General features: G+C 49.3%; 25 protein-coding genes. 5 read left to right on the forward strand and 20 right to left on the reverse strand.

Annotation, left to right across the window (positions count from 1 at the left end):
- Position 1 precedes the first annotated feature (1 nt).
- The 8 genes from AC5SV9_RS04120 to rppH form a co-directional block, all read right to left on the reverse strand.
- Complete coding sequence (locus AC5SV9_RS04120; protein WP_475153035.1) at positions 2-652, reverse strand: FlgO family outer membrane protein; 651 nt, start codon at positions 650-652, stop codon at positions 2-4.
- Positions 653-717: 65 nt separating this feature from the next.
- Positions 718-1,347, reverse strand: a complete 630-nt coding sequence (locus AC5SV9_RS04125; RefSeq protein ID WP_475153034.1) for a FlgO family outer membrane protein — start codon at positions 1,345-1,347, stop codon at positions 718-720.
- Positions 1,344-1,952, reverse strand: coding sequence for a FlgO family outer membrane protein (locus AC5SV9_RS04130; RefSeq protein ID WP_475153032.1), 609 nt, complete (start codon positions 1,950-1,952; stop codon positions 1,344-1,346). Before AC5SV9_RS04130 ends, AC5SV9_RS04125 begins: the two co-directional genes overlap by 4 nt.
- 71 nt (positions 1,953-2,023) lie before the next feature.
- Entirely contained in the window at positions 2,024-2,857 is an 834-nt protein-coding gene (locus AC5SV9_RS04135) for a thymidylate synthase (protein WP_475153031.1), read from the reverse strand.
- Positions 2,854-3,672 carry a prolipoprotein diacylglyceryl transferase gene (gene lgt, locus AC5SV9_RS04140; RefSeq protein ID WP_475153029.1) on the reverse strand — a complete coding sequence of 273 codons (819 nt, stop codon included), beginning with the start codon at positions 3,670-3,672 and terminating at the stop codon, positions 2,854-2,856. Before lgt ends, AC5SV9_RS04135 begins: the two co-directional genes overlap by 4 nt.
- An 8-nt stretch (positions 3,673-3,680) precedes the next feature.
- A complete protein-coding gene (locus AC5SV9_RS04145; protein WP_475153028.1) occupies positions 3,681-4,475 on the reverse strand; it encodes a sulfite exporter TauE/SafE family protein in 795 nt (264 codons plus the stop codon).
- A gap of 63 nt (positions 4,476-4,538) precedes the next feature.
- Positions 4,539-6,797: a phosphoenolpyruvate--protein phosphotransferase gene (gene ptsP, locus AC5SV9_RS04150; RefSeq protein ID WP_475153027.1), complete on the reverse strand. Its 2,259-nt coding sequence runs from the start codon at positions 6,795-6,797 to the stop codon at positions 4,539-4,541.
- A gap of 43 nt (positions 6,798-6,840) precedes the next feature.
- Positions 6,841-7,344, reverse strand: coding sequence for an RNA pyrophosphohydrolase (gene rppH / locus AC5SV9_RS04155; RefSeq protein WP_134059457.1), 504 nt, complete (start codon positions 7,342-7,344; stop codon positions 6,841-6,843).
- A gap of 379 nt (positions 7,345-7,723) precedes the next feature.
- On the opposite strand from rppH, the gene mutH reads away from it, so the two are divergent.
- The gene (gene mutH / locus AC5SV9_RS04160; RefSeq protein WP_475153024.1) at positions 7,724-8,395 is read left to right on the forward strand and encodes a DNA mismatch repair endonuclease MutH; all 672 of its coding nucleotides are present in this window, start codon (positions 7,724-7,726) and stop codon (positions 8,393-8,395) included.
- Here the strand turns inward: mutH and AC5SV9_RS04165 are convergent.
- The 4 genes from AC5SV9_RS04165 to AC5SV9_RS04180 all read right to left on the reverse strand — a co-directional run bounded on the left by AC5SV9_RS04165 (position 8,392) and on the right by AC5SV9_RS04180 (position 11,409).
- The gene (locus AC5SV9_RS04165; protein ID WP_475153023.1) at positions 8,392-9,222 is read right to left on the reverse strand and encodes a substrate-binding periplasmic protein; all 831 of its coding nucleotides are present in this window, start codon (positions 9,220-9,222) and stop codon (positions 8,392-8,394) included. The genes mutH and AC5SV9_RS04165 overlap by 4 nt on opposite strands.
- 93 nt (positions 9,223-9,315) lie before the next feature.
- On the reverse strand, positions 9,316-10,185 hold the full coding sequence (locus tag AC5SV9_RS04170; RefSeq protein WP_475153021.1) for a sterol desaturase family protein: 870 nt from the start codon (positions 10,183-10,185) through the stop codon (positions 9,316-9,318).
- An 89-nt stretch (positions 10,186-10,274) separates the two neighbouring features.
- Complete coding sequence (folE, locus tag AC5SV9_RS04175; protein ID WP_134059463.1) at positions 10,275-10,919, reverse strand: GTP cyclohydrolase I FolE; 645 nt, start codon at positions 10,917-10,919, stop codon at positions 10,275-10,277.
- 136 nt (positions 10,920-11,055) lie between these two features.
- Positions 11,056-11,409: a DUF2750 domain-containing protein gene (locus AC5SV9_RS04180; protein ID WP_008220211.1), complete on the reverse strand. Its 354-nt coding sequence runs from the start codon at positions 11,407-11,409 to the stop codon at positions 11,056-11,058.
- A 156-nt stretch (positions 11,410-11,565) separates the two neighbouring features.
- Between AC5SV9_RS04180 and ettA the strand changes: the two genes are divergently transcribed.
- Entirely contained in the window at positions 11,566-13,227 is a 1,662-nt protein-coding gene (gene ettA / locus AC5SV9_RS04185; RefSeq protein WP_475153020.1) for an energy-dependent translational throttle protein EttA, read from the forward strand.
- A 54-nt stretch (positions 13,228-13,281) separates the two neighbouring features.
- On the opposite strand, the gene AC5SV9_RS04190 is transcribed toward ettA, so the two are convergent.
- Positions 13,282-14,019, reverse strand: a complete 738-nt coding sequence (locus AC5SV9_RS04190; protein WP_475153018.1) for a substrate-binding periplasmic protein — start codon at positions 14,017-14,019, stop codon at positions 13,282-13,284.
- Positions 14,020-14,283: 264 nt separating this feature from the next.
- Between AC5SV9_RS04190 and AC5SV9_RS04195 the strand changes: the two genes are divergently transcribed.
- Positions 14,284-14,541, forward strand: coding sequence for a hypothetical protein (locus AC5SV9_RS04195; RefSeq protein WP_475153017.1), 258 nt, complete (start codon positions 14,284-14,286; stop codon positions 14,539-14,541).
- Positions 14,542-14,605: 64 nt separating this feature from the next.
- On the opposite strand, the gene AC5SV9_RS04200 is transcribed toward AC5SV9_RS04195, so the two are convergent.
- Both AC5SV9_RS04200 and AC5SV9_RS04205 read right to left on the reverse strand, forming a co-directional pair.
- A complete protein-coding gene (locus AC5SV9_RS04200; RefSeq protein ID WP_475153015.1) occupies positions 14,606-14,959 on the reverse strand; it encodes a VOC family protein in 354 nt (117 codons plus the stop codon).
- A gap of 127 nt (positions 14,960-15,086) precedes the next feature.
- Entirely contained in the window at positions 15,087-15,239 is a 153-nt protein-coding gene (locus AC5SV9_RS04205) for a hypothetical protein (RefSeq protein WP_475153014.1), read from the reverse strand.
- A 410-nt stretch (positions 15,240-15,649) separates the two neighbouring features.
- Here AC5SV9_RS04205 and AC5SV9_RS04210 point away from each other — a divergent pair, with 410 nt between their 5' ends.
- Complete coding sequence (locus tag AC5SV9_RS04210; RefSeq protein ID WP_475153012.1) at positions 15,650-16,489, forward strand: alpha/beta fold hydrolase; 840 nt, start codon at positions 15,650-15,652, stop codon at positions 16,487-16,489.
- A 40-nt stretch (positions 16,490-16,529) separates the two neighbouring features.
- On the opposite strand, the gene AC5SV9_RS04215 is transcribed toward AC5SV9_RS04210, so the two are convergent.
- Positions 16,530-17,726 carry an amino acid aminotransferase gene (locus tag AC5SV9_RS04215; protein WP_475153011.1) on the reverse strand — a complete coding sequence of 399 codons (1,197 nt, stop codon included), beginning with the start codon at positions 17,724-17,726 and terminating at the stop codon, positions 16,530-16,532.
- A 38-nt stretch (positions 17,727-17,764) separates the two neighbouring features.
- Positions 17,765-18,457, reverse strand: a complete 693-nt coding sequence (locus tag AC5SV9_RS04220; protein WP_475153009.1) for a GAF domain-containing protein — start codon at positions 18,455-18,457, stop codon at positions 17,765-17,767.
- A gap of 155 nt (positions 18,458-18,612) precedes the next feature.
- Here AC5SV9_RS04220 and yciH point away from each other — a divergent pair, with 155 nt between their 5' ends.
- The gene (gene yciH, locus AC5SV9_RS04225; RefSeq protein ID WP_475153008.1) at positions 18,613-19,008 is read left to right on the forward strand and encodes a stress response translation initiation inhibitor YciH; all 396 of its coding nucleotides are present in this window, start codon (positions 18,613-18,615) and stop codon (positions 19,006-19,008) included.
- Positions 19,009-19,160: 152 nt separating this feature from the next.
- Here yciH and AC5SV9_RS04230 read toward each other — a convergent pair whose 3' ends face one another.
- From AC5SV9_RS04230 to AC5SV9_RS04240, 3 genes are all read right to left on the reverse strand, one after another.
- Positions 19,161-20,843 (reverse strand): M28 family metallopeptidase, encoded by a 1,683-nt coding sequence (locus tag AC5SV9_RS04230; RefSeq protein ID WP_475153007.1) that lies wholly within the window; start codon positions 20,841-20,843, stop codon positions 19,161-19,163.
- 64 nt (positions 20,844-20,907) lie between these two features.
- Positions 20,908-22,212, reverse strand: a complete 1,305-nt coding sequence (locus tag AC5SV9_RS04235) for an amidohydrolase family protein (RefSeq protein WP_475153005.1) — start codon at positions 22,210-22,212, stop codon at positions 20,908-20,910.
- A gap of 11 nt (positions 22,213-22,223) precedes the next feature.
- A complete protein-coding gene (locus AC5SV9_RS04240; RefSeq protein ID WP_475153003.1) occupies positions 22,224-25,331 on the reverse strand; it encodes an amidohydrolase family protein in 3,108 nt (1,035 codons plus the stop codon).
- Positions 25,332-25,344 lie beyond the last annotated feature (13 nt).

A 25,344-nucleotide genomic window follows, 5' to 3' on the forward strand; every position in this document is an offset into this window, starting at 1 on the left:
ATTATCGGCCGCTAAGGCTTGATATTACTGGATGTTCGATTCCTGCTGGGGCTGCCAACACAAAATCCGGAATATGCAACTGAGCACTGCCGATAACAGCTTTAGTGCGTATATGCATCACCCTTGCGTTGACCACCAGGCCGGCACTATCACGTAATATGGTGCCAGCCAGCACATAATTTACCTGCTGTTTTGTATCAAGGTAACTACCACGGCTGAACACCAGATCCCCCGCTGGCGTGACACGGATCTGGCGGGACAATTTGATGTCGGCAACAGGTATACCTAAGCGTTGCATCTGATAATACATATGCTCAGCCAGCTGGTTACCTACCGCGGTGGTATTGCTAAGTTGCTGATCAAATTCTACAAAGGTTGAAATAGCGACAGGTTGCTCTGGCAGCTTGTACTGCATAGACTGCAGCAATTGAAAGGCCAGATCCGCAGCATAATCAGATAAAGGTTTTGTTGGCCGGGCTGGGTAATCGGTAACAGACGGCAAGTAATTGCCACCGGTGCCGATTAGCATTGCAGAATCATCATCGTCTGCAACCGGCGCCGGCACACAAGGTATGCAACTATGTTGATACTCAGGTAGCAACTGGCAGCCCGATAATACTACGACTGCCGCTAAGCATATCCCTACTTTCATTTAAACCTCTGTCTGCATCTGCACTGTGTACAGTATCGGCAACGACCGAGGTTTTCTTTAACGGCTTATCCTTGTTTTAACTGTAATTTGTCGTTACCACTGTTACTGATAACGGCGTTAACCACAGACTCGGGTACAAAAGTACGCGCGGCGGAAATGACCTGCTTGGTGTCAATACGGATCAGTCTGGCATTAAGCAACACACCGTTTTTATGTGCTGTCATTGTACCGGTGACGACGAAGCGGATGGGCAACTCAGCACTTAGTTCGTTAAAGTCGCGGCTTAGGGCAAAATCGCCGGTAGGTGTCACTCGGATATAATCTGTCACTTTATAGTCCAGCACCGCAACCCCGAACTTGAGCAGGTCGTACATAATCGCTTCGCTCAAATGATTACTCAGCACAGAGCCTTTATCAAGGCCGCTGTCGACATAGGTAAAATCAGTCACACCGACCATGCCCGTCTCTTCTGCTGCTCTGTGATTGGACATCAGCTCATGTACCAAAGCCCTAGAGTATTCATTGATTGTCAGCATCGGCTGTTTATCAGTATTCACCTGCTGACTGGGTAGCTGATATGCAGGTGTGGTAAGACGGTCAGCCTGCGGCTTTGCACTGACAACCTGACGGTTCTGCTGTGACGCGCAGGACGCTAACAGTATGGTGCTGCCCAGCAGCATTAATGCATATTTCATTTTGTCTCTCCTGACATTGAGCGCCGGTATAGCATATCGCCTTGCTGGACGACCTGCCGCTGGCCCCACAACACGTTTGCCGGTATGTAGCCACTGGCTGCTGCCAGTACTTTCTGATTAGCGACACTGATAAGACGGGCATTAAGCAAGTAGCCGTCTTCCATAGGTGTATAAGTGCCTGCCAGTAATGTATCAGCATCGCTTGATGCACTGATATCTTCGAGCTGACGCGACAACGCCTGAGCGTGATCATCAAGCAGTAAAAGCTGTTGCCTTAAGCGGTAATCGAATACTGTGAAACCATGCTGGCGGGCATGCGTTAACATGCTCTCACTAAGCTGATTAGCCAGTTGCTTTTCTGCTTCATCAACAGTGCTGAGTGACAAACTGTTGACCGGCACAAAACTGGCAACCGCTATCTGGGCGGCGGGCTGCATTACGCTACCCGTTTTAGGTAGCTGTGCAAACAGATTGTCGGCTAACTGCTGAGTATAAACATGCAACGGAAACTCACTTAGCTCCGCCGTTGTCGTGACTGGGGCTACAGGTTTTACGCTGCAGCCGCTAGCAGTCAGCAATACTATTACCCAAATTAATATTTTCATAAGCAACCTCAGCTTCTGTACTGAAAACGCTAAGCAATTTACAGGCCAGAAGCATCGGCAAGCTTTTGACGCTATATTGCTACCGGCGCCTTAATGTGCGGATGAGCCTGATAATTTAACAGGGTAAAGTCATCAAAGGTAAAATCGAAAATATTATCAACAGCCGGGTTTAGCTGCATTTGCGGCATAGGAAAAGGTTCACGGGCCAGCTGGGTATTAACCTGTTCCAGATGGTTCAGATATAAATGCGCGTCACCAAAAGTATGCACAAAATCGCCGGGTTCGAGCTTACATACCTGCGCGACCATCAAGGTTAACAGCGCATAACTGGCAATGTTAAAGGGTACGCCCAGAAAAATATCGGCACTGCGCTGATACAGCTGACAGGATAACTTGCCGTCATTAACATAAAACTGAAACAACGTATGGCAAGGCGGCAAAGCCTGCTTGCCCTGCGCCGCGTTTTCCTTGGGTGAAACCGAGGTGTCCGGTAATAATGCCGGATTCCAGGCACTGACAATTAAACGTCGGGAATCCGGCGTGCGTTTAATATCTGAAATCAGCTGGCTTATCTGGTCTATGACGCTGCCATCAGCTGCCTGCCAGCTGCGCCACTGCGCACCATAAACCGGCCCTAACTCGCCTGACTCTGTCGCCCATTCATCCCAGATAGAAACACCATTATCTTTTAAGTAACCAATGTTGGTTTCGCCTTTTAGAAACCACAATAACTCATGGATAATCGAGCGCAGATGGCATTTTTTGGTGGTTACCAGCGGAAAGCCGTCAGATAAATTAAACCGCATCTGATAGCCAAATACACTGATCGTGCCTGTACCTGTACGGTCTGTTTTTTTGTGGCCGTGCTCGAGCACGTGGCGCATTAAATCAAGATACTGCTTCATGCTTTAGAAACCTGCTTTTCTGCTTGAGGTTGCCTGGAATAGGCATAAATAATCAACCCGGTACCGGCAATAATCATTGGCAAAGACAACCATTGGCCCATCGACATACCCGCTGACAGCACGCCTAAATGGGCGTCAGGTTCGCGGTAGAATTCGACAAAGAAACGCGCACAGCCATAACCTGCCAGAAAAACACCTCCCAGCGTACCGGTAGGCGGGTTAAAACGGCGTACCAGCATAATAATGCTAAACAGCACTATGCCCTCAAGTGCAAACTCATATAATTGAGACGGGTGCCGGGGCAAAGGCCCCGCGCCTGGAAAAAGCACGGCCCAGGGCACATCTGTCGGCCGGCCCCACAGCTCTGCGTTAATAAAGTTACCAAGCCGGCCTGCAGCCAACCCCAGTGGAATAAGCGGAGCTACAAAATCACCCAGTTCGAGATAACGCTTGTTATTGCGCCAGGCAAACCAAGCCATGGCACTGAGTACCCCTAATAAGCCGCCGTGAAATGACATGCCGCCGGTCCAGATCTTAAACAAATACACCGGATCGCTGACAAAGAGCTCAAACTGGTAAAACAACACATAGCCTATACGCCCGCCCAGAATAACGCCTAAAAAGCCAATAAACAGTAAGTCACTCACTTGCTGCTCAGTCCAGCCTGAACCCGGCTTTTTCGCAGCTCGGTTAGCCAGCCACCAGGCCAGAGCAAAAGCAACCAGATACATAAGACCGTACCAACGCAAGCTGACCGGCCCAAGCGAAAAAATAACCGGATCTATTTGCGGAAACGTAATATAACTTGCAGACATAACTTCCCTTAACTCAGAATCATCTTCGCTGCGATAAGCAGCAACAATATGCCAAATACCCGTTTAATTGTCAGCACAGGCAGCCGCTGTGTCAGTTTCGCCCCCAGCGGCGCAGTAAAGGCTGACGTACAGACAATGCCCAACAACGCAGGCAGATAAATGTAACCCACAAACCCCTGCGCTAACTGATAGTGCTGCCAGCCAGCTATGACATAACCAAGCGAGCCAAAAGCCGCTATCGCAATGCCGCTGGCTGCGGCACAGCCAATAGCGCGGCGCATATCCACCGAATAGTAATTCAACATAGGTACGAACAGAGCCCCGCCGCCAATACCCAGTAAGCTGGCAACGCCGCCAAGCCCGGCAGAAATACCAGCCAACATAGCGGCGCCAGGCAGTTGTCTCTTACCAATCGCACTGCGTGACCCCAACATACGCAGCGCCAGTATCAGCACAGCTATACCAAACAGCATTTGCAATACACCGGGGCTGATGTAGTGTGCAAGATAAGCTACCAACCAGGCTCCTGCCGCAGCACCGACCATAATAGCTGTCGCAGTTGCCCAGGGCACATTGCCCCAGCGGTGATGAGCCAGTACTGAAGAGGTTGCAGTGAAAATAATAGATGCCAGCGATGTAGCGATAGCAACCACTATTGCTTGCTCCGGCGCGACGATATCAAAGCCTGGCAATAACATAAGCAGTACCGGCACGACGATTAAACCACCGCCAATACCCAGTAAACCCGCGAGAAACCCCACTACCGCCCCAAGTACCAATGTAATAGCAATAATAGTTAACACGACACTCTCTTCGTTATGCAGGGCGCTGTAGTATAACAGTGAAGGAAATATAACGGCACGCGCTTAAGCCCGTAACTGACTTAACAGCTGCTTTTGCTCTAAAAAGCGCTGGATCTGTAACCTGACAAGTTTAGCCGACTGACAAGCCAGAATTTCCGGCAGTAACAGCGCCAGTTCAGACATTTCAACCCGACGTAATAACCATTTAATTTTTGCCAGGTTGCTGCTGTTCATGCTAAAACTGCTATAGCCCATTGCTGCCAGCAGCAATACGCCGCCTGGTTCACCGGCAAGTTCACCGCAAACGCTAATCGGGAATTGCAGCCCCTGTGCCTGTTGCGACAATTGATACAAAGCGCGGAGCACTGCCGGGTGCATTGCATCATACAAACTGGCCACCCTCGGGTTATTACGATCAACGGCCAACAGATACTGAGTTAAATCGTTAGTCCCCACCGAACAGAAATCAACTTTGCGAGCCAGTTCTGGCAACTGATACATAATGGACGGTACTTCAATCATGACACCAATTTTGGGCTTGGGCAGTTCAATAGCCAGCTCATCACTCACCTCAAAAGTGGCTTGCTTTATCAGCCTGACGGACTCATCCACTTCAGCCAGATCGGAAATCATCGGTAACAATATATGCAGATTGTCCAGTGCCAGATTGGCTTTTAACATAGCGCGGATTTGCACCAGAAAAATCTCGGGATGATCCAGCGTTAAGCGGATACCACGCCAGCCCAGAAACGGGTTTTCTTCGACCAGACTAAAATACGGCAAAGCTTTATCGCCGCCAACGTCCAGGGTGCGCATAATGACCGGTTTGTCAGGATAACTTTCCAACACTTTGCGGTATAGTTCGATTTGCTCCTGCTCTGTCGGAAAGCGGTTGCGCATAATAAAAGGAAATTCTGTACGGTATAACCCGACACCGCCGGTATACTTGGGATCTGTAGTTTCAAGCTCTATTGCCAGGCCAGAGTTAACCATCAGGCTAAACGGCGCACCACAGGATGAGCAGGACTCCAGTGCAATTTCAGCCTGGTAGCGCGCATTTAACTCAGCGTCTTCTGTAATAAGCCTTTGATATTCATGACAGATAGCCTCGATTGGCGATAGCAATATCTGCCCCTGGTAGCCATCAACTATTAAACGTTGTCCCTGCCATTGCAACAATGGCAATTCGCTGACGCCCATCACCGCCGGAATACCCAGGGCACGCGCCATAATAGCCGCATGCGAATTAACTGAGCCTTTTAGCGACACAATGGCCACCAGTTGCTCGCGTGGTACTTCGGCCAGCATGGTCGCTGTCACATTGTCTGCCACCAGCACTACTTTTTGCGGCAACTTTATTTTGCGTTGCTCGGTATCGAGCAGGTTATTCAGCACCCGCTGTCCCAGATCGCGGATGTCGGTGCCTCTTTCACGTAAATAAGCATCATCCATATCGTCAAACTGACGGGCAAACTTTTCCACCACCCGCTTCAGTGCACTCTTGGCACACCAGCCTTCTGCAATCTGCTGTTCAATTTCCCGGCCAAGGCTTGCCGCATCCAGTAGCTGATGGTAAACATCGAAAATAGCCAGGGCATCTGGTGGCATATGGCCACTCATACGCTCTGCCAAGCGGTTAAACTCGGCTTTGGTTATTTTTACTGCCCGGTAAAAATGTGCCAGCTCTTTGTCTGGATCATCAGCCCTTTTAAGCGAAATAGCATTAAAGTCGTTTGCTGGCTCCAGCACAAATGCCTCGCCTATGGCAATGCCCGGCGCACCGGGCAAGCCTTTCATCTGACTCGACTGGCTTTGGCTTGGGCTACTCTGGCCAACGGCCTGGCGCATCTCAGCATTGGCCAATACCGATGCCAGCTGCGCAGCAAGGGTCACCAGAAATGATTCCTCGTCCTCGCTAAACACACGCTCAGCAGCTTGTTGAATGGTCAGTACGCCTAACACTTTACGATGATGGATGATGGGGCAGCCTAGGAAAGCGGAAAAACGATCTTCGCTAACCTCAGGTGTCACTTTAAAACGGGGATGAAGATGGGCTTTGGCTAAATTAATAGGCTCTTCACGTTGCCCTACCCAGCCAATCAGACCTTCAGAGAAGCCAATGGCAATATTACCAATAGCTTCGGGGTTAAGGCCGTCTGTCGCCATCAACATAAAATGTTGTTGGTCATAATCAGCAAGATATACCGAACAGCACTCTGTTGTCAGCGCCTGTTTTACACTCGAGACTAAGCCAGCTAATGCGTTTTGAAGCACCGGCTCTTGTGCTACATCCTGAACAATTCGCCTTAACTGGCCTAACATAAGAGCCTCTTTTTCAGTCTAGCTAATTGCTTAACTTGTGTTGCTAACTCTTTTTCTTACCTTCGCGGCGGATAAACGGCAAAGCGACCGGGGCAAACTCTTTCATGACTTTTCGGTAAACTTCGCGTTTAAACGCGACCACTTGTCTAACCGGATACCAGTAGCTGACCCAACGCCAGCTATCAAATTCCGGATGCGTGGTTTTAAGTAAGTTTACATCCTCGTCAGCACAGGTCAGCCGAAGTAAAAACCACTTCTGCTTCTGGCCAATACACACCGGGTTACTGTCCTTACGAATTAAACGCTTAGGAAGCTTGTAGCGTAGCCAGTGCTTAGTGGTGGCAATAATTTCCACATCATTAGCACTTAACCCTACCTCTTCGTTTAATTCACGAAACATGGCTTGTTCCGGCGTTTCGCCGTCGTCAATACCACCCTGTGGATATTGCCAGGAATGCTGACCATACCGTTTTGCCCAAAACACCTGTCCCTGGTGGTTACAAATCACTATGCCGACATTGGCCCGAAACCCTTCGGCATCGATCACACAAACCTCTGGCGGATCTTAAACAATATGCAAAAGATTCTTTCATAAAGTCGGGGCTTGGGCAAACGGTATTTTCACCACACCTTTTACACACTTATCCACAATAATGCTTACTAACCGCACCTTCATGTGCACTTCTTCACAGCTCATGTTGATAACGCTGTGCAAAAACCACTTTTAACCACTGAATAACTAAGAACCGATGAATATCACCTCATAACGAGCTTAGCCAGATATGTTTAATATCAACAAGTTACAGAAGTTAGTAAGGTAATAATCTGCGGTGCTGGCTGTGTGCAAGTTAGTTTGCTGCGTTTTTAAGCAGCCAAAGCAGCAGAAAAATGTTAGCGTATTCCTATATTTGCTGATTATTACAACCATGCACTCATCTCCGGCTTCATTAGCAGAACTCCAAGCCCGTAGCCAGGCATTAGCAGGCTTAACGCTGGGCCAGATTGCTGCCCAGCTGCAGCTGCAGGTACCTGCCAACCTGCAAAAAGACAAAGGCTGGGTCGGCCAGTTATTGGAGCAATCGCTGGGTGCCAGCGCAGGCTCGAAAGCTGAGCCTGATTTTCCTCACCTTGGTGTAGAGCTGAAGACGTTACCTATTGATCGCGATGGAAAACCACTCGAGAGCACTTATGTTTGTGTCGCGCCTCTGACAAATGTTGGCGGCTTACACTGGCATGACTCCTGGGTGTGCCGAAAATTACAGCATGTACTGTGGGTACCGATCCTGGCAGAACGGCAAATCCCATTGTCAGAGCGAATGGTTGGTACGGCATTTTTATGGCAACCCAATGTGCAACAGCAGCAGGAACTGCAGCAGGACTGGGAAGAATTGATGGAGCAAATTACATTGGGCGGCGTTGCTAATATCCGTGGCGCCCAGGGTAAACACCTGCAGCTCAGACCCAAGGCAGCAAACAGCCGCGCACTGACAGATGCAGTAGGCGCTCACGGCGAACCTATAAAAACCCTGCCCCGTGGTTTTTATCTCAAAGCTACATTCACCGCAAGCGTGCTGGCACAGCAGTTTGCGCCGGATTAATGGCTGTACTTTTCCACAATACGGCTATAACTGCCATTATCACGCAATTGTGCCAGGCCGGAGTTGAATTGCTCTACCTGCTTTGGTGAAACCGACTCTTTACTAAACATAACGTAAACATCGGAATTACCAAGGCTGATACTGTGCGGCTGTATGTATTTATCCAACCCCTTACGGCGCAGAATTGACGCACCGACAAAGCTGTCTTCCAGCAGGCCGTCGATTTCTTCATCCAGCAAACGGGCCATATTTAACTCACTGATAATAGCGCCGACAAATTTGCTGCGCTGAGCCTCATCGGCATATAAAGCGGCGACTTCGTCGCCATAGTAATACTCATTTACCACGCCAACCTTATGACCATCGGCCAGAAATGCGGCTAAATCAGTATAAGGCAGGTTAGCCTGGTCTTTACGTACATACAGCTGAAACCGTTCTTGCCGGTAAGGTTCAGAAAAATAAGCAAAGGCTTCGCGATCTTCTGTTTTAGACGCGCCTAACACAAAATCAACCTCACCTTGTTTAAGCAACGTCAGCAGCTCCAGCCAACTGCCCTGAATTACATTCAGGCTGCAATCCATGTTGTCCATCACGGCCTGCACTATCTCAACATCCAGGCCAGCAACAGTATTGCCAACCGTCATATACTGATATGGCTCCCAGGCATCCATGCCAAGCGTCAGCTCACAGTCATTCTGTTCAACTGCTGCGGGCGCCGCAACAGCTGACTGGCTTTGTGTTACAAGTTGGGTTTCATTTTGATGGGCTGGTTTACAGCCGGTTAGCATGAGCATTGCAACAACGACCACTGGTATGTAAGTTTTCATATTACACCTTAAGGCGTTACTGGTTTGCTCCAAGCTTAGTGCATAACAGTTCACTTCGCCGCTTTAGCGCAATAAGTCGATAAAACAGTACAGTTATGTTTCCACTGAGTCGCAGCCTCTGCCCTCTTCCAGTGTGGCGGAGTGGCGTTTGGGCGCACCGAACATGACCAACAGCAGCTGTTTCCCCGATTTACTTTGCCTGACATCTGTTAGCATGCGCCGCCACTCGTAAAAGGTGATATGCAATGGGTTGTCAGAGTTGAAATCATCAGTGATACCGTAGCGACAGGGATCATCGTCCTGTTCTGGTACAAAGGTACCAAACAGCCGATCCCAGATAATCAACACACCCGCAAAGTTTTTATCGATGTAACGGGCGTTACAGGCATGGTGTACTCTGTGGTGCGACGGCGTATTGAATACCCACTCCAGCATGCCAAGCTTTTTAACTGCCTGAGTGTGAACGAAAAACTGAAATGCCAGATTCAGCGCCACTACTGCAAATACCAGCGCGGGTGGAAAACCAAGCAAGATCATCGGCGTCCAGAACAACCACATACCGGACAGCGGATAAGTCAGGCTTTGTCGCAGCGCTGTGCTGAAATTCATCAGGCGCGAGCTGTGATGTGTAACATGCGAGGCCCATAACCAACGAACATGATGCGATGCCCGGTGAAACCAGTAATACAAAAAGTCCTGTAGCAGAAAGGCGATAGCAATATTACCGGCGCTGAGTTCTATCTCGAACAGACGATACTGATGCAGCCAGATAAAAAACGGCATCAACAGCAGAAGCGCCAGCATGTCACTGCCCTGATGCAGTAGCGCCAGCACAGCATTGGCAGCGCTGTCCTGCCAACGATAACGTGCTGGCGTCAATTTGCGTGAACTGAACCATTCCCAGGCTATAAAGCCGAGAAACAACGGAGCGAGTGCAAGTAATATAAGTTCGACCGGGATCATCTGATGTCGTCCGTGTGCTTTGCCTGTTACCGATGTTACTGCAAAGCCGGATTGAACTCTACCAAGTTCCCGGTTTGGGGTAGAACAGCTTAGAACCGGGCCAGAAACTCTGCCCGTGTGCGACCATCTTCTTTAAAAATACCGCCCAGCGCAGTGGTTTGGGTTTTCGAGTTAACGTCCATAACACCGCGGGATTTAACACAGTAATGCACCGCTTCCATCGTCACCGCAACATTGTTTGTTTGCAGTAACGTTTGCAGCGCAACCAGGATCTGCTGGGTTAAACGCTCCTGCACCTGAGGACGCTGTGCAAAGAAACGTACAATACGGTTAATTTTCGACAGGCCAATAATACGCTGGTCCGGAATGTACGCGACAGTGGCGCTGCCATCAATGGTGACAAAATGATGCTCACAAGTGCTGGTAAAACTGATATCTTTCACTTTTACCATTTCCCTGACCTGCATTTTATTCTCGATCAGGGCCATTTTTGGAAAGTTGCTGTAATCCAGGCCGCCAAAAATTTCATCAACATACATTTTCGCAATACGATGCGGGGTTTCATTAAGACTGTCATCGCTAAGATCCAGCCCAAGGGTTTTTACCACCTCAGTCATCAGTGCGTTAATTTTGTCGTACTTCTGATCCCGCGACAGGCCATTGTCCACCATAGGGGTTTCAAGCCCCTGGGCTTCCAGTGCACTGCGAACTACCTTTGCTTCTTCTGATAACATAACTTCTTCCAACCCGACGTCGATTACCGTTATACGTACCGTCAAAGCCGCTAGTTTACGGGGAATGTCATTTTTTTGCCATTTTTATGATTGTTTCCGGCACCACAGCTTAAGCTGCGGGCCGGATAGCGGCGGGCTATTGTACTAACGACAAGGCTTCAAGCAATTCACGAGGTTCAACCTCTGGGCCATTTAAACTCTCATCCCAGTTGGTTCCAATCAGGACGCCGTCGTCGTACATCTCTTTTAGCCAGCCTTCACAGAAAACATCCAGCGGAATAGCTTCTGGCTTATACACTGCCCATTCATCAGAGCAATGCGCTTTAGCGGATGCTTCATCAGACCAGAAAGGCATCACATCGGTGTCTTCAAACTCGACAGACTCTACGACTAATAAATCTTCACCATCGGCAAGGACATACACTACGCCGTGTGTTTTGGCCTCTTCAACAAAACGCTGAAAACTCGGATCTTGCGCAAACTGACTCATAATAATTTCCACCCGCTAACCTATTTTCGCTATTAGACCAGAAAGCAGCGCGCAAAAGCGAGTTTTATCTTTGCACTGCCGGCTCAGCCTTTCCCTGCCCGCGGAAAATAACGTACAATTGCCCCCACTTACAATGGCAACACTAAGCGTGATTTTATGGCTCAGTATATCTACTCGATGTATCGCGTATCTAAGGTGGTTCCACCTAAGCGCACTATTTTAAAAGACATTTCGCTGTCTTTCTTTCCCGGGGCCAAAATTGGTGTTCTGGGTTTAAACGGTTCAGGTAAATCCACTTTACTGCGCATTATGGCTGGTGTGGATAAAGAATTTGAAGGTGAAGCCCGTGCTCTGGCCGGCACCAAAATTGGTTACCTGCCACAGGAACCTGAGTTGGATCCGAACAAAACCGTCAAAGAAGTGGTAGAAGAAGCGGTCGCTGATGTAAAACAGGCGTTTGCCCGGTTAGACGAAGTGTATGCCGCTTACGCAGATGAAAATGCCGATTTTGACGCCTTAGCCCGTGAGCAAGGCGAGCTTGAAGCCTTAATTCAGGCCAAAGATGGCCACAACCTGGACAACACACTGGAGCGCGCTGCCGACTCTCTGCGTTTACCCCCCTGGGATGCCAAAATTGAACATTTGTCCGGTGGTGAGCGTCGCCGGGTAGCTATTTGCCGCCTGGTGCTGGAGCGGCCAGATATGCTATTGCTGGATGAGCCAACCAACCACCTCGATGCTGAATCGGTGGCATGGTTAGAGCGCTTCCTGCACGATTACCCGGGCACAGTGGTTGCCATCACCCACGACCGTTATTTCCTTGATAACGTTGCTGGCTGGATTTTAGAGCTGGACCGCGGCGAAGGTATTCCATGGGAAGGTAACTATTCGAGTTGGCTGGAGCAAAAAGAAGCCCGTCTGGCACAGGAAGAGAAATCCGAAAATGCCCGTCAGCGTTCTATCAAACAGGAATTGGAGTGGGTGCGCACTAACCCTAAAGGCCGCCACGCCAAGAGCAAGGCACGTATGGCCCGCTTTGAAGAGCTGCAAAGCCAGGATTTTCAAAAGCGTAACGAAACCAACGAGCTGTTTATTCCACCGGGGCCACGCCTGGGTGATAAAGTGCTGGAAGTTAGCCATCTGCGTAAAACCTTTGGCGATCGCGTACTGATTGATGAGTTAAGTTTCAGTATCCCCAAAGGGGCGATAGTGGGCATTATCGGCCCTAACGGTGCCGGTAAATCGACACTGTTTAAAATGATTAGTGGTACTGAACAAGCCGATGCCGGCGAGATCAGTGTCGGTGACACGGTGCATATCGCCAGTGTCGATCAATTCCGTGACAGCATGAACCCGAAAAACACCGTCTGGCAGGAAATCTCTAACGGCCAGGACATGCTGCAAATTGGTAGTTTTCAGATCCCAAGCCGGGCTTATGTTGGCCGTTTTAACTTTAAAGGCAATGATCAGCAGAAGTTTATCGGCGAGCTGTCGGGTGGTGAGCGTAACCGCGTGCATTTGGCTGCGCTGTTAAAAGCCGGTGGTAACATGCTGTTACTCGATGAGCCGACCAACGATCTGGACGTTGAGACACTGCGTGCACTGGAAAACGCTATCCTGGATTTCCCGGGCTGCGCTATGGTGATCTCGCACGACCGATGGTTCCTTGACCGTATCGCAACCCATATTCTGGATTATCGCGATGAAGGCAAGGTTAACTTCTTCGAAGGTAACTACTCAGACTACGAAGCCTGGCTAAAAGCCACCTACGGTGCAGATGCCCTGCAACCACACCGGATTAAGTACAAGAAAATCTGATGCAAAAACGCCCGTTGCTACGGGCGTTTTCTTTTCTGTTCTGCATTGTCAGCATTATTGATAAGACGACGACATGACCTGCTGATAGCGCACGGTTTGCGCAACCTTATTGTGAGCACTCTGCAACTGCTTTACCACGCGCTGTGATGTCGTCAAACTGGCAGCCAGCCATGTCTGTTGTTCGAGCTGCGGAATAGCATAGACAAAGTTTACGTCACGCCGGCGCAGCCCAAGCGTAGCCAACATACCGTTTAACGCTACAGGGTCATCTATCACCAGGTCGACTTTACCATTTAGCAGTAACTGCCAGGAATCGGCAATATCGGCAACCAGCACCAACTGCGCGCCAGGTACAAAGCCATTTTTAATCAGAAAGTCGGCCGACAAATCATCCCTTTGTACCGCCACAGTATACTGTTTAGCATCCTCAACGGAGCTAAGCTTGATGTCGCTTCGATGGGCCAGACCAACAAAGCCAAGCTGATATGCCGCGACAGTACCAATCCATTGAAACTCAGTTTCACGCTCGGTTGTGCGGGCCATATTGTAGATCAATACATTTGGCTGGTTACGCGCGATACGAAAAGCCCGCGCCCAGGGATACAACTCGATCTGAGCACCGTAACCTGCTTCAGCTAATATTGCCTGCACAAGCTCAGTACTTATTCCGGCAACCTTGCCGTCAACTAAAGTTTGGTGTGGCGGCGACAACTCAGTGACAACTCGCAAGGCTTCCTGCGCTGTCGCACTGCAGCAGAGCAAAGATCCGACTAACAGCAAAGTTCTTAGCATAAAGCCCCGCAACTACCTGCTACTGTGCTGAATAATAGCGCAGTTTTATTGCTATGCCATCGATTTTGCGACACGAAAAATCTCACTAATTATTAGTCAAATTCGTTACTTTACTGCATAAAATTAACAACGCTATCAGTTTCCAAATTAACCAAGCCAATAAAAACCGTTTAAAAACAGTAGTTTAAAATAAATTAAAATATGGCACAGCCTTTGTAATAGAGAAAGTGTTGTTATCACTAACCTAAAACCAAGGATTTAAAAATGAAAACTGTAACTGCACTTATTCTGACTACTGTTATTGCAACCGGCTTTACTACTTCAGCCAGCGCCAATAGCATTACTGACACCATCAGTGACGCCGTTAGCACACAATTGACTGAGCTCAGTGCAAATATCAAACAGCAAGCGAAAGCAGCGTTAGAACAAACGGCAACAGAGCTGTTCTTCTCTACAGGCAGCAAGCAAGCCGAACAGGCAATGACACCGGCAGTTAAAACAACTGATACTGATAAAGAGTAACAGAGGTCTTATGTGGTTATTCACCAAGCGCTTACGCCAGTTGCAGTACGTAAGCGCATTCGGTTTACTGCTCTGACCACACGGCCAGCTCATTACCATTTGGGTCTGTAAAATGAAAGCGTCGCCCGCCCGGGAATGAAAATACCGGCTTAACTACTTTACCACCAGCCGCCACAATTTTACTTTCAGTCTGAGCAAGATCTTTGCTGTAAAGCACCACTAACGCCGCGCCACCTGCAACAGCAGAATGCGTTTTGGCACGATAAAAACCGCCATCCAGTCCAGAATTTGCAAATGCAACGTAGTCCGGCCCGTAGTCAGCAAATACCCAGCCAAATACCTGGCTGTAAAACTGCTTTATCGCGGCCAGATCAGCTGCTGGAAGCTCAACATAATTTATCTTTTCATGCCCACTCATTATTTCAGCTCCCGTCCCGGTTAACATCAACTACTGTAAAACAAGCTTATGACAGGAACAAGCGGCATAAAAAAAGAAAAGCCACGCGCTTTTCAGTGCGTGGCTTCTGTTAAACCTCTGACCCGGTTTATTTTGTAATCGTCATCGCACTCATGTTCAGTGCCTGGCCCATTTTCGCCAATAAACGGTTTACTTTGCGCGCCAGTAACACCCGGGCAAGAGCATTGCTGCGTTTCGCGGTAACATGGTGTTTCTCTGCTGCAGTATTTAATGTTGTCATGCTTCACCTCTGTGATTAACTGTGCTGATATGTTGCACATTATGCCGTTTTTTTGCACAGCTCACGAGCGAGATTAATTGCAGCCATAGCATTAGTTTTTCTTATCAATTAATATTTACTTATTCATTTAACATTCACCGGACGGTCATAGTAAGTAAAATCCCCCCAACAGCAAAATAGCGCTAATTATGCATTTTAAATAAAAATTTATTCATTAAGTGAGAAAAAACAGGTAAAACAAAGCCTGTTTCAGCTTTGTCCCGCTAGTAAGACTTAAAAAACTTTGGTTAGTTATTCTAATTAAAAAACCTTACTTCCATGCTCATTATTCCTGCAGGCACACTTTAATAATGCTGACATCCGCTGCTCTGTGTTACCGTACCCACACGCGCAAACAACCAAGCCATTGCATGCATTATCCCGTTAGTTTTTCCGTTGCCCAATTGCAATTGGCAGCACTAAGTCAACAGCCTTTGCCGCTAAGTACTAAGCCCGTATTATGTCTGCATGGCTGGCTGGATAATGCTGCAAGCTTTATCCCTCTGGCAGAGAGACTACCGGATCTGCCGTTATTGGCACTGGAGTTTCCGGGGCATGGCCATTCTTCACACCGGGGTACAGATGCACACTACTATTTCTTTGACTGGGTACAGGACTTGGTTGCATTGTGCCATCAGCAACACTGGCAACAACTCACCATCATCGGCCATTCGATGGGAGGCATGGTGGCGACGGCACTTGCCGCGGCCTTCCCTGAGCTGGTTGAGCGTCTGGTATTAATTGACAGCTTAGGCTTTATCACTGATGTTCCCTCAAACACAGCAAAACAACTCAGAGATGGTATTAGCTCCCGGCTAAAGCCGGCATCGCGCAAGCCCTGCTACAGCTCAGTAACAGATGCGGCGGCGGCGAGACAACGCCAAAGCGATTTTGGTATCAGTGAAGCCATACTGCTGGCACAGCGCGGCACCATGCAAACTGCTGCAGGGTGGACCTGGCGTGCTGATATGCGCCTGCGCCATAGCTCGGTATACCGCTTATCTCCAGCCCAGGCAGAAACATTGATGCGTGCAGTGCAGTGCCCTGTACTGGCGGTAATAGCAGAAGACGGAATGTTAACTGAGCGAGCGTTACAAGTTGCGGGCTGTTTTGCCAATCTGCGGCGGGTAAACGTTAAAGGTGGACATCACTGCCATATGACGCAACCAGAGGCAGTCGCACTGGCAATACGTCACTTCTTGCAGGCATAAAAAAACCGCAGCAGGCTGCGGTTTCGCTAACTTATTCAGCTTAGCCTTTTAATACTGTTGCCACTGACCTGGCAAAGTAATCAATATTGCTATGGTTTAACCCGGCAATGCTGACGCGGCTGGAATCGACCATATAAATACTGAACTCGTTACGCAGACGGGCAATTTGTTCTTTATTGATGCCCAGGAAGCTGAACATACCGTGCTGGCGCGTGATGAAGCTGAAATCCTGCGTTACACCTTCGCCAGCCAGTTTGTCGATAATTAACTGCCGGTAGTTGTTGATACGATTACGCATCTCTGCAAGTTCCTGATGCCATAACGCCGTAAGCTCTGTGCTATCGAGAATATTGGCAACGATAATCGCACCGTGTGCCGGTGGCATTGAATAGATGCTCCGTACCACGCTTAACAGATTGACCCGGGAGATATCGCTGATTTTACTGTCAGCCGAAACCACAGACACCGCACCGATACGCTCACGGTATAAGCCAAAGTTCTTTGAACAAGAGCTGCATAACAGCATCTCTTCAACAGTATCAGCCAAATAACGCAAGCCCCTGGCATCCTCATCCAGCCCGCTACCGAACCCCTGATAGGCCATATCGACCAACGGCGTGAAACCACGCTCTTTCGCAAGTTCAGCAAAACGCTGCCACTGGGCAAAGGTTAAATCCATGCCGCTTGGATTGTGGCAGCAGGCATGTACTAATACTACGTCGCCTGCAGGTACCGTAGCCAGGTCTGCAAACATGCCTTCTTCATTCAGGCCTTTGGTGCTGTAGTCGTAGTAAGTGTACTCTTTGACATTCAGACCAGCGGCTTTAAACATGGAAATATGGTTAGCCCAGGTTGGGCTGGTTACCCAAATAGTCGCATTAGGGTTAGCTTTCTTAATAAACTCGGCCGCTACACGCAGCGCCCCTGTACCACCGGGGGTATGTGCAGTCGTAACGCGGTTAGCCAGCAATACTTTGTGGCCCTGACCAAACGCCAGCTTCTCGATATGGCTGTTGAAACCCAAATCGCCCGCCATACCAATGTAGGTTTTACTGTCTTCATTTTTCAGCCGCAGCGCTTCAGCTTCTTTCACGCATTTCAATACTGCGGTGTGGCCTTGCTCATCTTTATAAACACCAACACCGAGATCGACCTTGTTTGGGTTAGGATCGTCTTTGTACGCTGCCATTAAGCCTAAGATCGGATCTGTGGCCACCGGTTGTAACTGAGCAAACATAGTGTTCTACCTGATTAAAGTTGCATGAAAAACTGCGCTTAAGGCAAATAAGCCGGTACGGTTAAACATACCGCGACCAGTAATGCCATCGCATCAGCAGTAAAAACGTTCTTATTGAAATCTTCTGCATCGACAATGCCGATTATTTTGCCTGATTGATTATACAGAGGCAAACACGCTTCGGCCTGTACCTTGGGATCGCAGGTGTAATATTCGCCACCGGTACCCAGATAAGCGGCGACATCATTAATGACTTTAGCTTTGCCGGTTAAACCAACTGTACTGTTATTACTGATTTTGGCAAACTCGCTGTTAAGCGGAAACTCGGCGCGCGATGCTGCGCCATAATATGCCAGTTTAACTAATACCTTTTCACCCGCCACATTGCTGCGTGCCTGATAAATACCAAACCAATCAAGCGCAGAGTGCTGCTGATAAAATGCTGCTACAGCACTAAGCTTTTGCAGCGCCTTCTCATTATCAGCTGTCTGCCCGCCCAGTATCGCACTCAGATCATAAGGCTCATCAGCTAACTGACCGAATAGCGAACAGGCGCCACCTTCGCCAAGCTCCGGCACCTGATACTGCCATTTTACGTCTGATGCGCTCTGTTCAGAGACAAACTGCTGCAGTTGCGCCTGAAACTGCGAAACTTTGGCGCTGATATCACCAAGCTGCAGCGCTAAACCAGAGTGATGAAGATAATCGGATACTGACAACGTAACTGACATTTAAATAGCCATCCAGATTTCCAAAATTGAGCAACATTCTATCAGAAGTGATTAAAAAGCCAAGCCAGCACTGCATTACAAACAGAAATTGTTGCCGCTCTGGCTGTGGATGTTTAAGCTGACAACATTGTAAAGCAAGCACTACTGATAGGGTTATGGCATCAAACAAAATCTCACTCGCAGACTGGCAGGCAAAAATGAACCCGAACGCCAGCGCTGCAGCACCAACCGGCGACAATCTGGTTTACAGCACTGAGTCTGGCCGTATAGACAATAAACCGCAGGTAAAAGCCGTTGCTGAAGCTTATGCCGACGGCGCTGTACGTATTCGGCGCGAAACCAAAGGTCGCGGCGGTAAGGCTGTGCTGACGATAAGCGGTATTGCCAAACCCGACGATGAGTTAGCCGCACTGGCCGCCAAGCTGAAAAAGAAATGTGCCTGTGGCGGTGCAGTAAAGGATGGCGTGATTGAAATACAGGGGGATAAACGCGAGCTGGTAGAACAACTGCTGCAAGCCGAAGGTTATAAAACTAAATGGGCCGGTGGTTAACAAGTTGACGCTCAGTATGACTGAAAGAGAACCGGTTTGTTCTAAGCTAACCGTTGAAGCCCTGGACGGGCGCAAACGAGCCCCCAGGGATGGGTTTACGGCGTGTTAGCGTGAGCAAACCGGTTCGATGTCGAAGAGCCTTATGTTATTAATTAATTTGCAGCTTCGCGATTATACGGCTTGCCAAAAACCCCGTTAAAGAAGCTTTGTTTTAACCAGTAAGGCCGCTGCCCGGTGTTAGCAATGTCCAGTGCAATATTGTAATTAATATTGGCAAACACAGCGCCAGCATCGTAACGGATAGCACCGTAATCTTTAATCAGGCTGGGAATATCATCCGATGGTTTATGGTAATGTTTGGCAAAAAAGCTGCCCCAGATTTTGCCACCATCTTGCGATGGGTCCTGTGATTTAAAGCCGGTCATTAAAAACACCGCCGGCACGCCTTTTTTCACCAGCGTATAGTGATCTGAGCGGGTAAAAATAGCCTGCTCCGGCATTGGATCCGGGCTTAGCGCTATGCCTTCTTTCGCTGCGGCGCGCTCTACCACTTTGCCAAGTGACGAATGATTAGCACCAAAAGCAACCATATCAGCAAACGGATACAACAGTACCGGCATATCCAGATTCACGTTAGCGACCAGCTTCTCGATTGGCTTTGTTGGGTTGTTAGCGAAATAATCTGCGCCCAACAGGCCTTTTTCTTCGCCTGTTACCACCACAAATAAAATAGAACGCTTTGGTGCCTGTGGTAACTGGCTGAATAGCCGTGCAGTCTCGAGTAAAATCGACACACCGGCAGCATTATCCATAGCGCCGTTGTTAATCTTATCGTCGGTACGTAAATCATTGGCCAGGCCGATGTGATCAGAGTGCGCAGTGATCACCACATACTCGTCTTTCAACACCGGATCAGAGCCCGGCAGCATGGCAATAACATTAGGGCTGGAAATTGGCTCGTGCGTTGAGCGCCGGCTTAGCGATGCGGTTACGCCCAGTTCAAACCCGGCAGGGTTCTGTTTATTATCCAGTTGGGTAAAGATATCCGCCAGCGAGTGCTCTGCCTTAGTAAACAGGGCTGCTGCAGCATCAGGGTGCACATAAGCACCGGCTTTTAAATCGGGGTAACTGTCTGCCGGTGTGCCGTCTGCCTGCAGCCACTCCATGCTGGGGGCATTTAAATACAATAAGCTGGTGGCGTACGGCCGCGTTTTTTCCTGTTTAGGTGTGTGTATGGTAATAATGCCTACAGCGCCACGTTCAGCGGCCAGCTTGGTTTTCAGACTGTTTAAGTGCGCCGCTTCTTCACTTGGCAAACTATCAGGGCGACCTGCCAGCAACACCACTATTTTGCCTTTCACATCCAGGCCAGCATAATCATCCAGCGCAAACTCTTTCGATACCAAACCATAACCGGCAAACACCAGCGGCGCGGTAACATCTGTTTGCGGGTATTGCATGCTTGGGCCGGTAAAGAACGCTTTCGGGTAACGGAGTTCAGTGTCTTTACCATCAACATGCAGCGTGAAGCGGGCGCTATCCTGTGCTAAACGCGCTTTGCGCAGCGGCACGCGCTGAAAGTAACTGCCGTTTTCACCCGCAGGCAACAAACCTAATGCCTGTAACTGCGTTGCTATATATAACGACGCAATTTCATGCTCTTTACTGCCGGTTTCGCGGCCAGCTAACTCGTCAGAGGCCAGAAACTGCATATGAGCTTCTATGGCTTTAGCACTGGCTGCAGGCTGCACAGCAGCCGATTTTGGCGCTGTACTGCTGACGCAACCGGTAACGGCACTGAATGCCAGTGCCGCAACGATCAGTTTGAATTTCATCTTATTTCCTTAAAACAGCAGTGCCAGCAAAGGCTGGCACTGACATTACTTATCCGGTGACATATCAGTTGATACGCTGCCGGTACTTATCATGCAATTGCTTATGACGATTGTTCAGATCTACCGCCCTGCCATCTATCCACAAATGGGTAACCTTGTGGCCCAGATAATCAAAAATATCGCCGTCTGATACAACCAGGCTGGCCGCTTTGCCTACCTCAATACTGCCAATTGTATCGGCAACACCGGCAATTTGCGCAGCATTAATGGTAACAGAACGTAACGCCTGCTCCGGGGTTAAGCCGTAACTAATCGCCTGCCCTGCGGCAAACACCAGGTTTCGCGTATCCCAGTAGCCATCCAATGACAAGGCATACTGTACACCTGCATCCTGCAATACTTTAGGGGTAATAAACGCCTGACGGAAATTTTCATCTACCCTGGTTGGCAAGCCATAAGGCGCGGTATAAATCACTGCGACCTTAGCAGCAGCAAGCTCATCTGCCATGCGCCAGCTATCACGGCCACCGACAATTGTCAGTTTCAGACCATACTGCTTAGCCAGCAACATAGCCTGGCGAATTTGCCGCTCATCATCAGCATGCACAAACAGTGGCCGCTCACCTTTAAACACCGGTAACATCTGGTGCCAGCGCGAGTCTACACCGTGGTTTAACCCGGCTTGCTCGGCGTCATAATAAGCTTTAGCATCTTTAAAATGTTGCTGCAGCGCTTCAAGCTGTTCTGCATTAGCTTTACGCACCTCATCAGCCGGCTTAGGGTTCCAGCGCGAGCCAAGCGTACTGGCATTGGGCCAACGCACGTGCAGGCCGGTAGCATCAGCCACTACTGCATCCTGGTAATTCCAGGCGTCCAGCTGCATCAGACTGGATTGCCCCATCAGCATGCTGCCTGACGGATACACCATCGCATAGGCAAAGCCGTTGCTGCGGATAGTGGGTATCACCTCAGAGTCAGCGTTATAAGCAACTTTGGCTCTGATGTCAGGGTTGGTCTGGGTAACCTCGGTAGAGTCATCGGTTGAACGCACGGCTTCAATCTCGATTAAGCCTAACTGGTTAGCCAGTGCAATTAACCCTGGGTACAGGTGTTTGCCATCAAGCGCCATTACTGTTGCATCTTCTGGCGCTGTTAAGTCTTTGCCGATCGCCTTAATTTTGCCATCAGCAATCAAAACATCAGTGTCGGTGCTAACGCCCGAAGTAACGCTGTGTACAGTCAGGCCAGTCAGCAGCACTGGAGTGGCAGCTGCTTTGCCCGGCACTATATCATGAGCCAGTACCTGGCCTGCAGCCAGACTGCCAGTCAGCGCAACAAACAAACTTAAACAGGTTTTAGATAGTTTCATGCTGTTGCTCCTTAATGTGAATGGCCGTGAAGGTGTAAATGGTTGCTGATTTGCCACCAATCGCCCTGATCTTCACAGTGCCACTCGGGCTCATCCTGCTTGTAGCCATCTTTATCACCGGCTTTAGCGTCGTCATCTGCCATCAGCACTTTTTGAATTAATGCCGCTCTTTCAGCTTCAAGCTGCTGCTGCAATTGCTTATCGGTGTCGATATCAAAATACTTGGTACCGCCAATCCAGGTTTGTTGCGCCTGGCTGTACACCGATAACGGGTTGGTATTCCACAGCACAAAATCGGCCTGCTTACCCACTTTGATTGACCCGGTCACGCTATCTATTTTCAGCTGTTTAGCCGGGTTAATGGTGACCATTTTCAGTGAGTCATGCTGGCTCATACCGCAGTACATTACCGATTTTGCCGCTTCCTGATTCAGCCTGCGCTGCAAGCCGGCGTCATCCGAGTTAATACTGACCAACATACCTTGTTCTGCCATCAGGCAAGCGTTGGTCGGTATGGCGTCCTGCACTTCCATTTTGTATGCCCACCAGTCAGCAAAAGTCGAGGCACTGGCACCATGCGCCAGCATTTCTTTTGAGGTTTTATAGCCCTCAAGAATGTGGGTAAAGGTGGTAATGTTAAAACCCATTTCATCTGCCAGTTCAATCAGCATCAGAATTTCAGAAGCAACGTAAGAGTGTGTGTGAATAAAGCGCTGTTTATCCAGAATTTCAACCAGTGCCTGCAGGCGATAATCAATGCGTGGTGGTGCAACATCTTCACGCTGACGCTTTGACAGCTTGTTATAGGCCGCTAATTTGGTTTTATACTCTTTTGCCGCCTGAAAGGCGTCACGGATAGTTGTTTCAACACCAATACGGGTTTGCGGATAGCGGGACGTAAAGGCATCACCCCAGTTAGATTGCTTAACGTTTTCACCTAACGCAAACTTTATGCTTGGCGGTGCCGACTTCATTTTTAAGCCCTCAGCCGTCTCGCCCCAGCGGAACTGAATAACCTGAGCCTGACCGCCAATAGGATTGGCACTGCCATGCAGCAACTGCGCTGTGGTGGTACCACCTGCCAGGCCGCGATACAGATTAATATCCTCAGGGTTAATCACATCGCCAATCCGGACTTCAGATGTTACCGCCGCAGTACCTTCGTTGACGCCGGCTTCAATAGCGACATGCGAGTGCTCATCGATAATGCCGGGTGTTAAATGCATTCCTGTTGCGTCAATTACCGCAAAACCTGATGGTGTGCTAAGGTTTTTGCCAATTTTGTCAAACTTACCGTTACGGACAATAACATCTGTCTGCTCCAGTATGCCGTCCTGCTCTGCCGTCCAGACGGTTGCATTTTTAATATGCACATTCTGCTGTTTAGCCAGCTCAGGCAAGCCATAGGCCCGGTTAGGGAAAGTCATTTTTGACAGCATAGTACCAGGTGTACTCTGTGGCTTTTTCGCTTGCTGAGATTTGCTCTGTCCGGCAGTTTGCCGTTTGGCACTGACGCTTTCAGCGCGGGTCGCGACCTGCCACTTACCGGTTAATACGTCGTCACTTAACCGACCACTAAACTGGGCAACCTGCGCACTACCGGTTAACGTTTTGAGCGCCAGGTTGAACTGCAGTTGCTGCTGCTGTGTTTTCACATCGGTCAGTTTCACTGCTTCTGCATCAACTGCTGTAGCGGTGCCGGATAATTTATCGCCTGCTCCAGTCAGGCTTACGGTAATAGCTTTACCGGCCACAGTCAGCTGATAATCACCGGCAAACTCAACCGGATTGACTGTTTCAACATTATGTTGCTGACCGCGGATCCAGGTAGCAACTATGCTGCCATCGGCAAATAAGTCGCCATCTGCCAGTACGATATCAGCCTGGTAGCCCGGTGCAATTTTGCCCAGCTTATCAGCAACACCGGCTATACGTGCCGGCTCTGTGGTCAGTGCTGCCAACGCCTTATCTGCAGTTAAGCCTTGTTTTACCGCTTTACGTAAATTAGGCCAGAACTGCTTTAACTCTTTTAAGCGGTAAGTTGTCAGCGCAAAAGGCACGCCCGCCTGCTCCAGTGCTGCAGCATTGGCCGGTGCACGCTCCCAGTGACGTAAATCAGCCAGACTGACATCCAGTTGGTCAGCAACTTGCTCGACTTCAGGCGCAGCAGGAAAATTCAGCGGCAGGATAAGGCTACGGCCACTGGCTTTAATATCGGCAAGACGCACGTATTCATAGCCCGAACCCACCATAGCCACATTGTTTAACTTAAACTCATTAAATAACTGATTAGCGCGCAGTAAAGAGCGATCGTCGTTGGTTTCAAACACGACGCCGGCTTGTGCAATGTCAGTAATGCTCGCAAGAGCGGCATTAAACTCAACCGGTTCGTTGAAATAGCGCACATCTGTTTTACCATAGGCATTGTTATACCAGTTGGCGTCACTTAAGGTCTGGCGGATAAGTGCTATGCTACCCATCAGTGATGAAGGGTAACTTTGTTTTGACGTGCCTTTATCAAAGGCCATAAATTGCGGGCCACTGGCTTTTAACACCAGTTCATTTGCCAGGCCATCGCCTAACGAGCTAACAAATGCCTGACCACGAAAGATGCCATCAAAACGGGCCGATTGCGCTGCAGTAAAACCCAGCTTACGCAGTTGCTCAGCCGCTTTGGCATCTGGTTCAAATTCCGTTACCCAATCTTTTTCGGCGTGAATAGCCGCATTACTGGCGTTGCCGCCTTTGCGCTCATTAGTATACACCGGCGCATCGCGATAGCTGCCGCGCTTGGCTTTCTCTGCCGCAGCGATACCATACTGCGTATAGGGGTCAATAAAGCCGGGATACAAGGTATAGCGGCTGGCATCAATCTGCTGGTAGCCCGCCGGCACGGTGACTTTGGTGCCCACAGCACTGATACGACCATCCGCAATCAATACCGTTGCTTTTTCCAGCTTTTTACCTGGCTCGGTATAGACGGTTGCACCGGTCAGGGCGACCAGATTGGGGGTTTTATCAATAATGCCTTGTATCGGTGTGGTCTGATCGGCGTGACTGCTGCCGGCAAAAGTAGCCAGCAGCGCAGCGCTTAGCAGCGACAAACGCTCTGAGGTCATAACATGTTCCTGA

The sequence above is a fragment of the Rheinheimera sp. ATLC3 genome, assembly GCF_059429535.1.

Bases quoted from the DNA above. Each gene is read 5' to 3' on its own strand.
- AC5SV9_RS04120 (WP_475153035.1), bottom strand. From the start codon at position 652: ATGAAAGTAGGGATATGCTTAGCGGCAGTCGTAGTATTATCGGGCTGC.
- AC5SV9_RS04125 (WP_475153034.1), bottom strand. From the start codon at position 1,347: ATGAAATATGCATTAATGCTGCTGGGCAGCACCATACTGTTAGCGTCC.
- AC5SV9_RS04130 (WP_475153032.1), bottom strand. From the start codon at position 1,952: ATGAAAATATTAATTTGGGTAATAGTATTGCTGACTGCTAGCGGCTGC.
- AC5SV9_RS04135 (WP_475153031.1), bottom strand. From the start codon at position 2,857: ATGAAGCAGTATCTTGATTTAATGCGCCACGTGCTCGAGCACGGCCAC.
- lgt (WP_475153029.1), bottom strand. From the start codon at position 3,672: ATGTCTGCAAGTTATATTACGTTTCCGCAAATAGATCCGGTTATTTTT.
- ptsP (WP_475153027.1), bottom strand. From the start codon at position 6,797: ATGTTAGGCCAGTTAAGGCGAATTGTTCAGGATGTAGCACAAGAGCCG.
- mutH (WP_475153024.1), top strand. From the start codon at position 7,724: ATGCACTCATCTCCGGCTTCATTAGCAGAACTCCAAGCCCGTAGCCAG.
- AC5SV9_RS04165 (WP_475153023.1), bottom strand. From the start codon at position 9,222: ATGAAAACTTACATACCAGTGGTCGTTGTTGCAATGCTCATGCTAACC.
- AC5SV9_RS04170 (WP_475153021.1), bottom strand. From the start codon at position 10,185: ATGATCCCGGTCGAACTTATATTACTTGCACTCGCTCCGTTGTTTCTC.
- folE (WP_134059463.1), bottom strand. From the start codon at position 10,919: ATGTTATCAGAAGAAGCAAAGGTAGTTCGCAGTGCACTGGAAGCCCAG.
- AC5SV9_RS04180 (WP_008220211.1), bottom strand. From the start codon at position 11,409: ATGAGTCAGTTTGCGCAAGATCCGAGTTTTCAGCGTTTTGTTGAAGAG.
- ettA (WP_475153020.1), top strand. From the start codon at position 11,566: ATGGCTCAGTATATCTACTCGATGTATCGCGTATCTAAGGTGGTTCCA.
- AC5SV9_RS04190 (WP_475153018.1), bottom strand. From the start codon at position 14,019: ATGCTAAGAACTTTGCTGTTAGTCGGATCTTTGCTCTGCTGCAGTGCG.
- AC5SV9_RS04195 (WP_475153017.1), top strand. From the start codon at position 14,284: ATGAAAACTGTAACTGCACTTATTCTGACTACTGTTATTGCAACCGGC.
- AC5SV9_RS04200 (WP_475153015.1), bottom strand. From the start codon at position 14,959: ATGAGTGGGCATGAAAAGATAAATTATGTTGAGCTTCCAGCAGCTGAT.
- AC5SV9_RS04205 (WP_475153014.1), bottom strand. From the start codon at position 15,239: ATGACAACATTAAATACTGCAGCAGAGAAACACCATGTTACCGCGAAA.
- AC5SV9_RS04210 (WP_475153012.1), top strand. From the start codon at position 15,650: ATGCATTATCCCGTTAGTTTTTCCGTTGCCCAATTGCAATTGGCAGCA.
- AC5SV9_RS04215 (WP_475153011.1), bottom strand. From the start codon at position 17,726: ATGTTTGCTCAGTTACAACCGGTGGCCACAGATCCGATCTTAGGCTTA.
- AC5SV9_RS04220 (WP_475153009.1), bottom strand. From the start codon at position 18,457: ATGTCAGTTACGTTGTCAGTATCCGATTATCTTCATCACTCTGGTTTA.
- yciH (WP_475153008.1), top strand. From the start codon at position 18,613: ATGGCATCAAACAAAATCTCACTCGCAGACTGGCAGGCAAAAATGAAC.
- AC5SV9_RS04230 (WP_475153007.1), bottom strand. From the start codon at position 20,843: ATGAAATTCAAACTGATCGTTGCGGCACTGGCATTCAGTGCCGTTACC.
- AC5SV9_RS04235 (WP_475153005.1), bottom strand. From the start codon at position 22,212: ATGAAACTATCTAAAACCTGTTTAAGTTTGTTTGTTGCGCTGACTGGC.
- AC5SV9_RS04240 (WP_475153003.1), bottom strand. From the start codon at position 25,331: ATGACCTCAGAGCGTTTGTCGCTGCTAAGCGCTGCGCTGCTGGCTACT.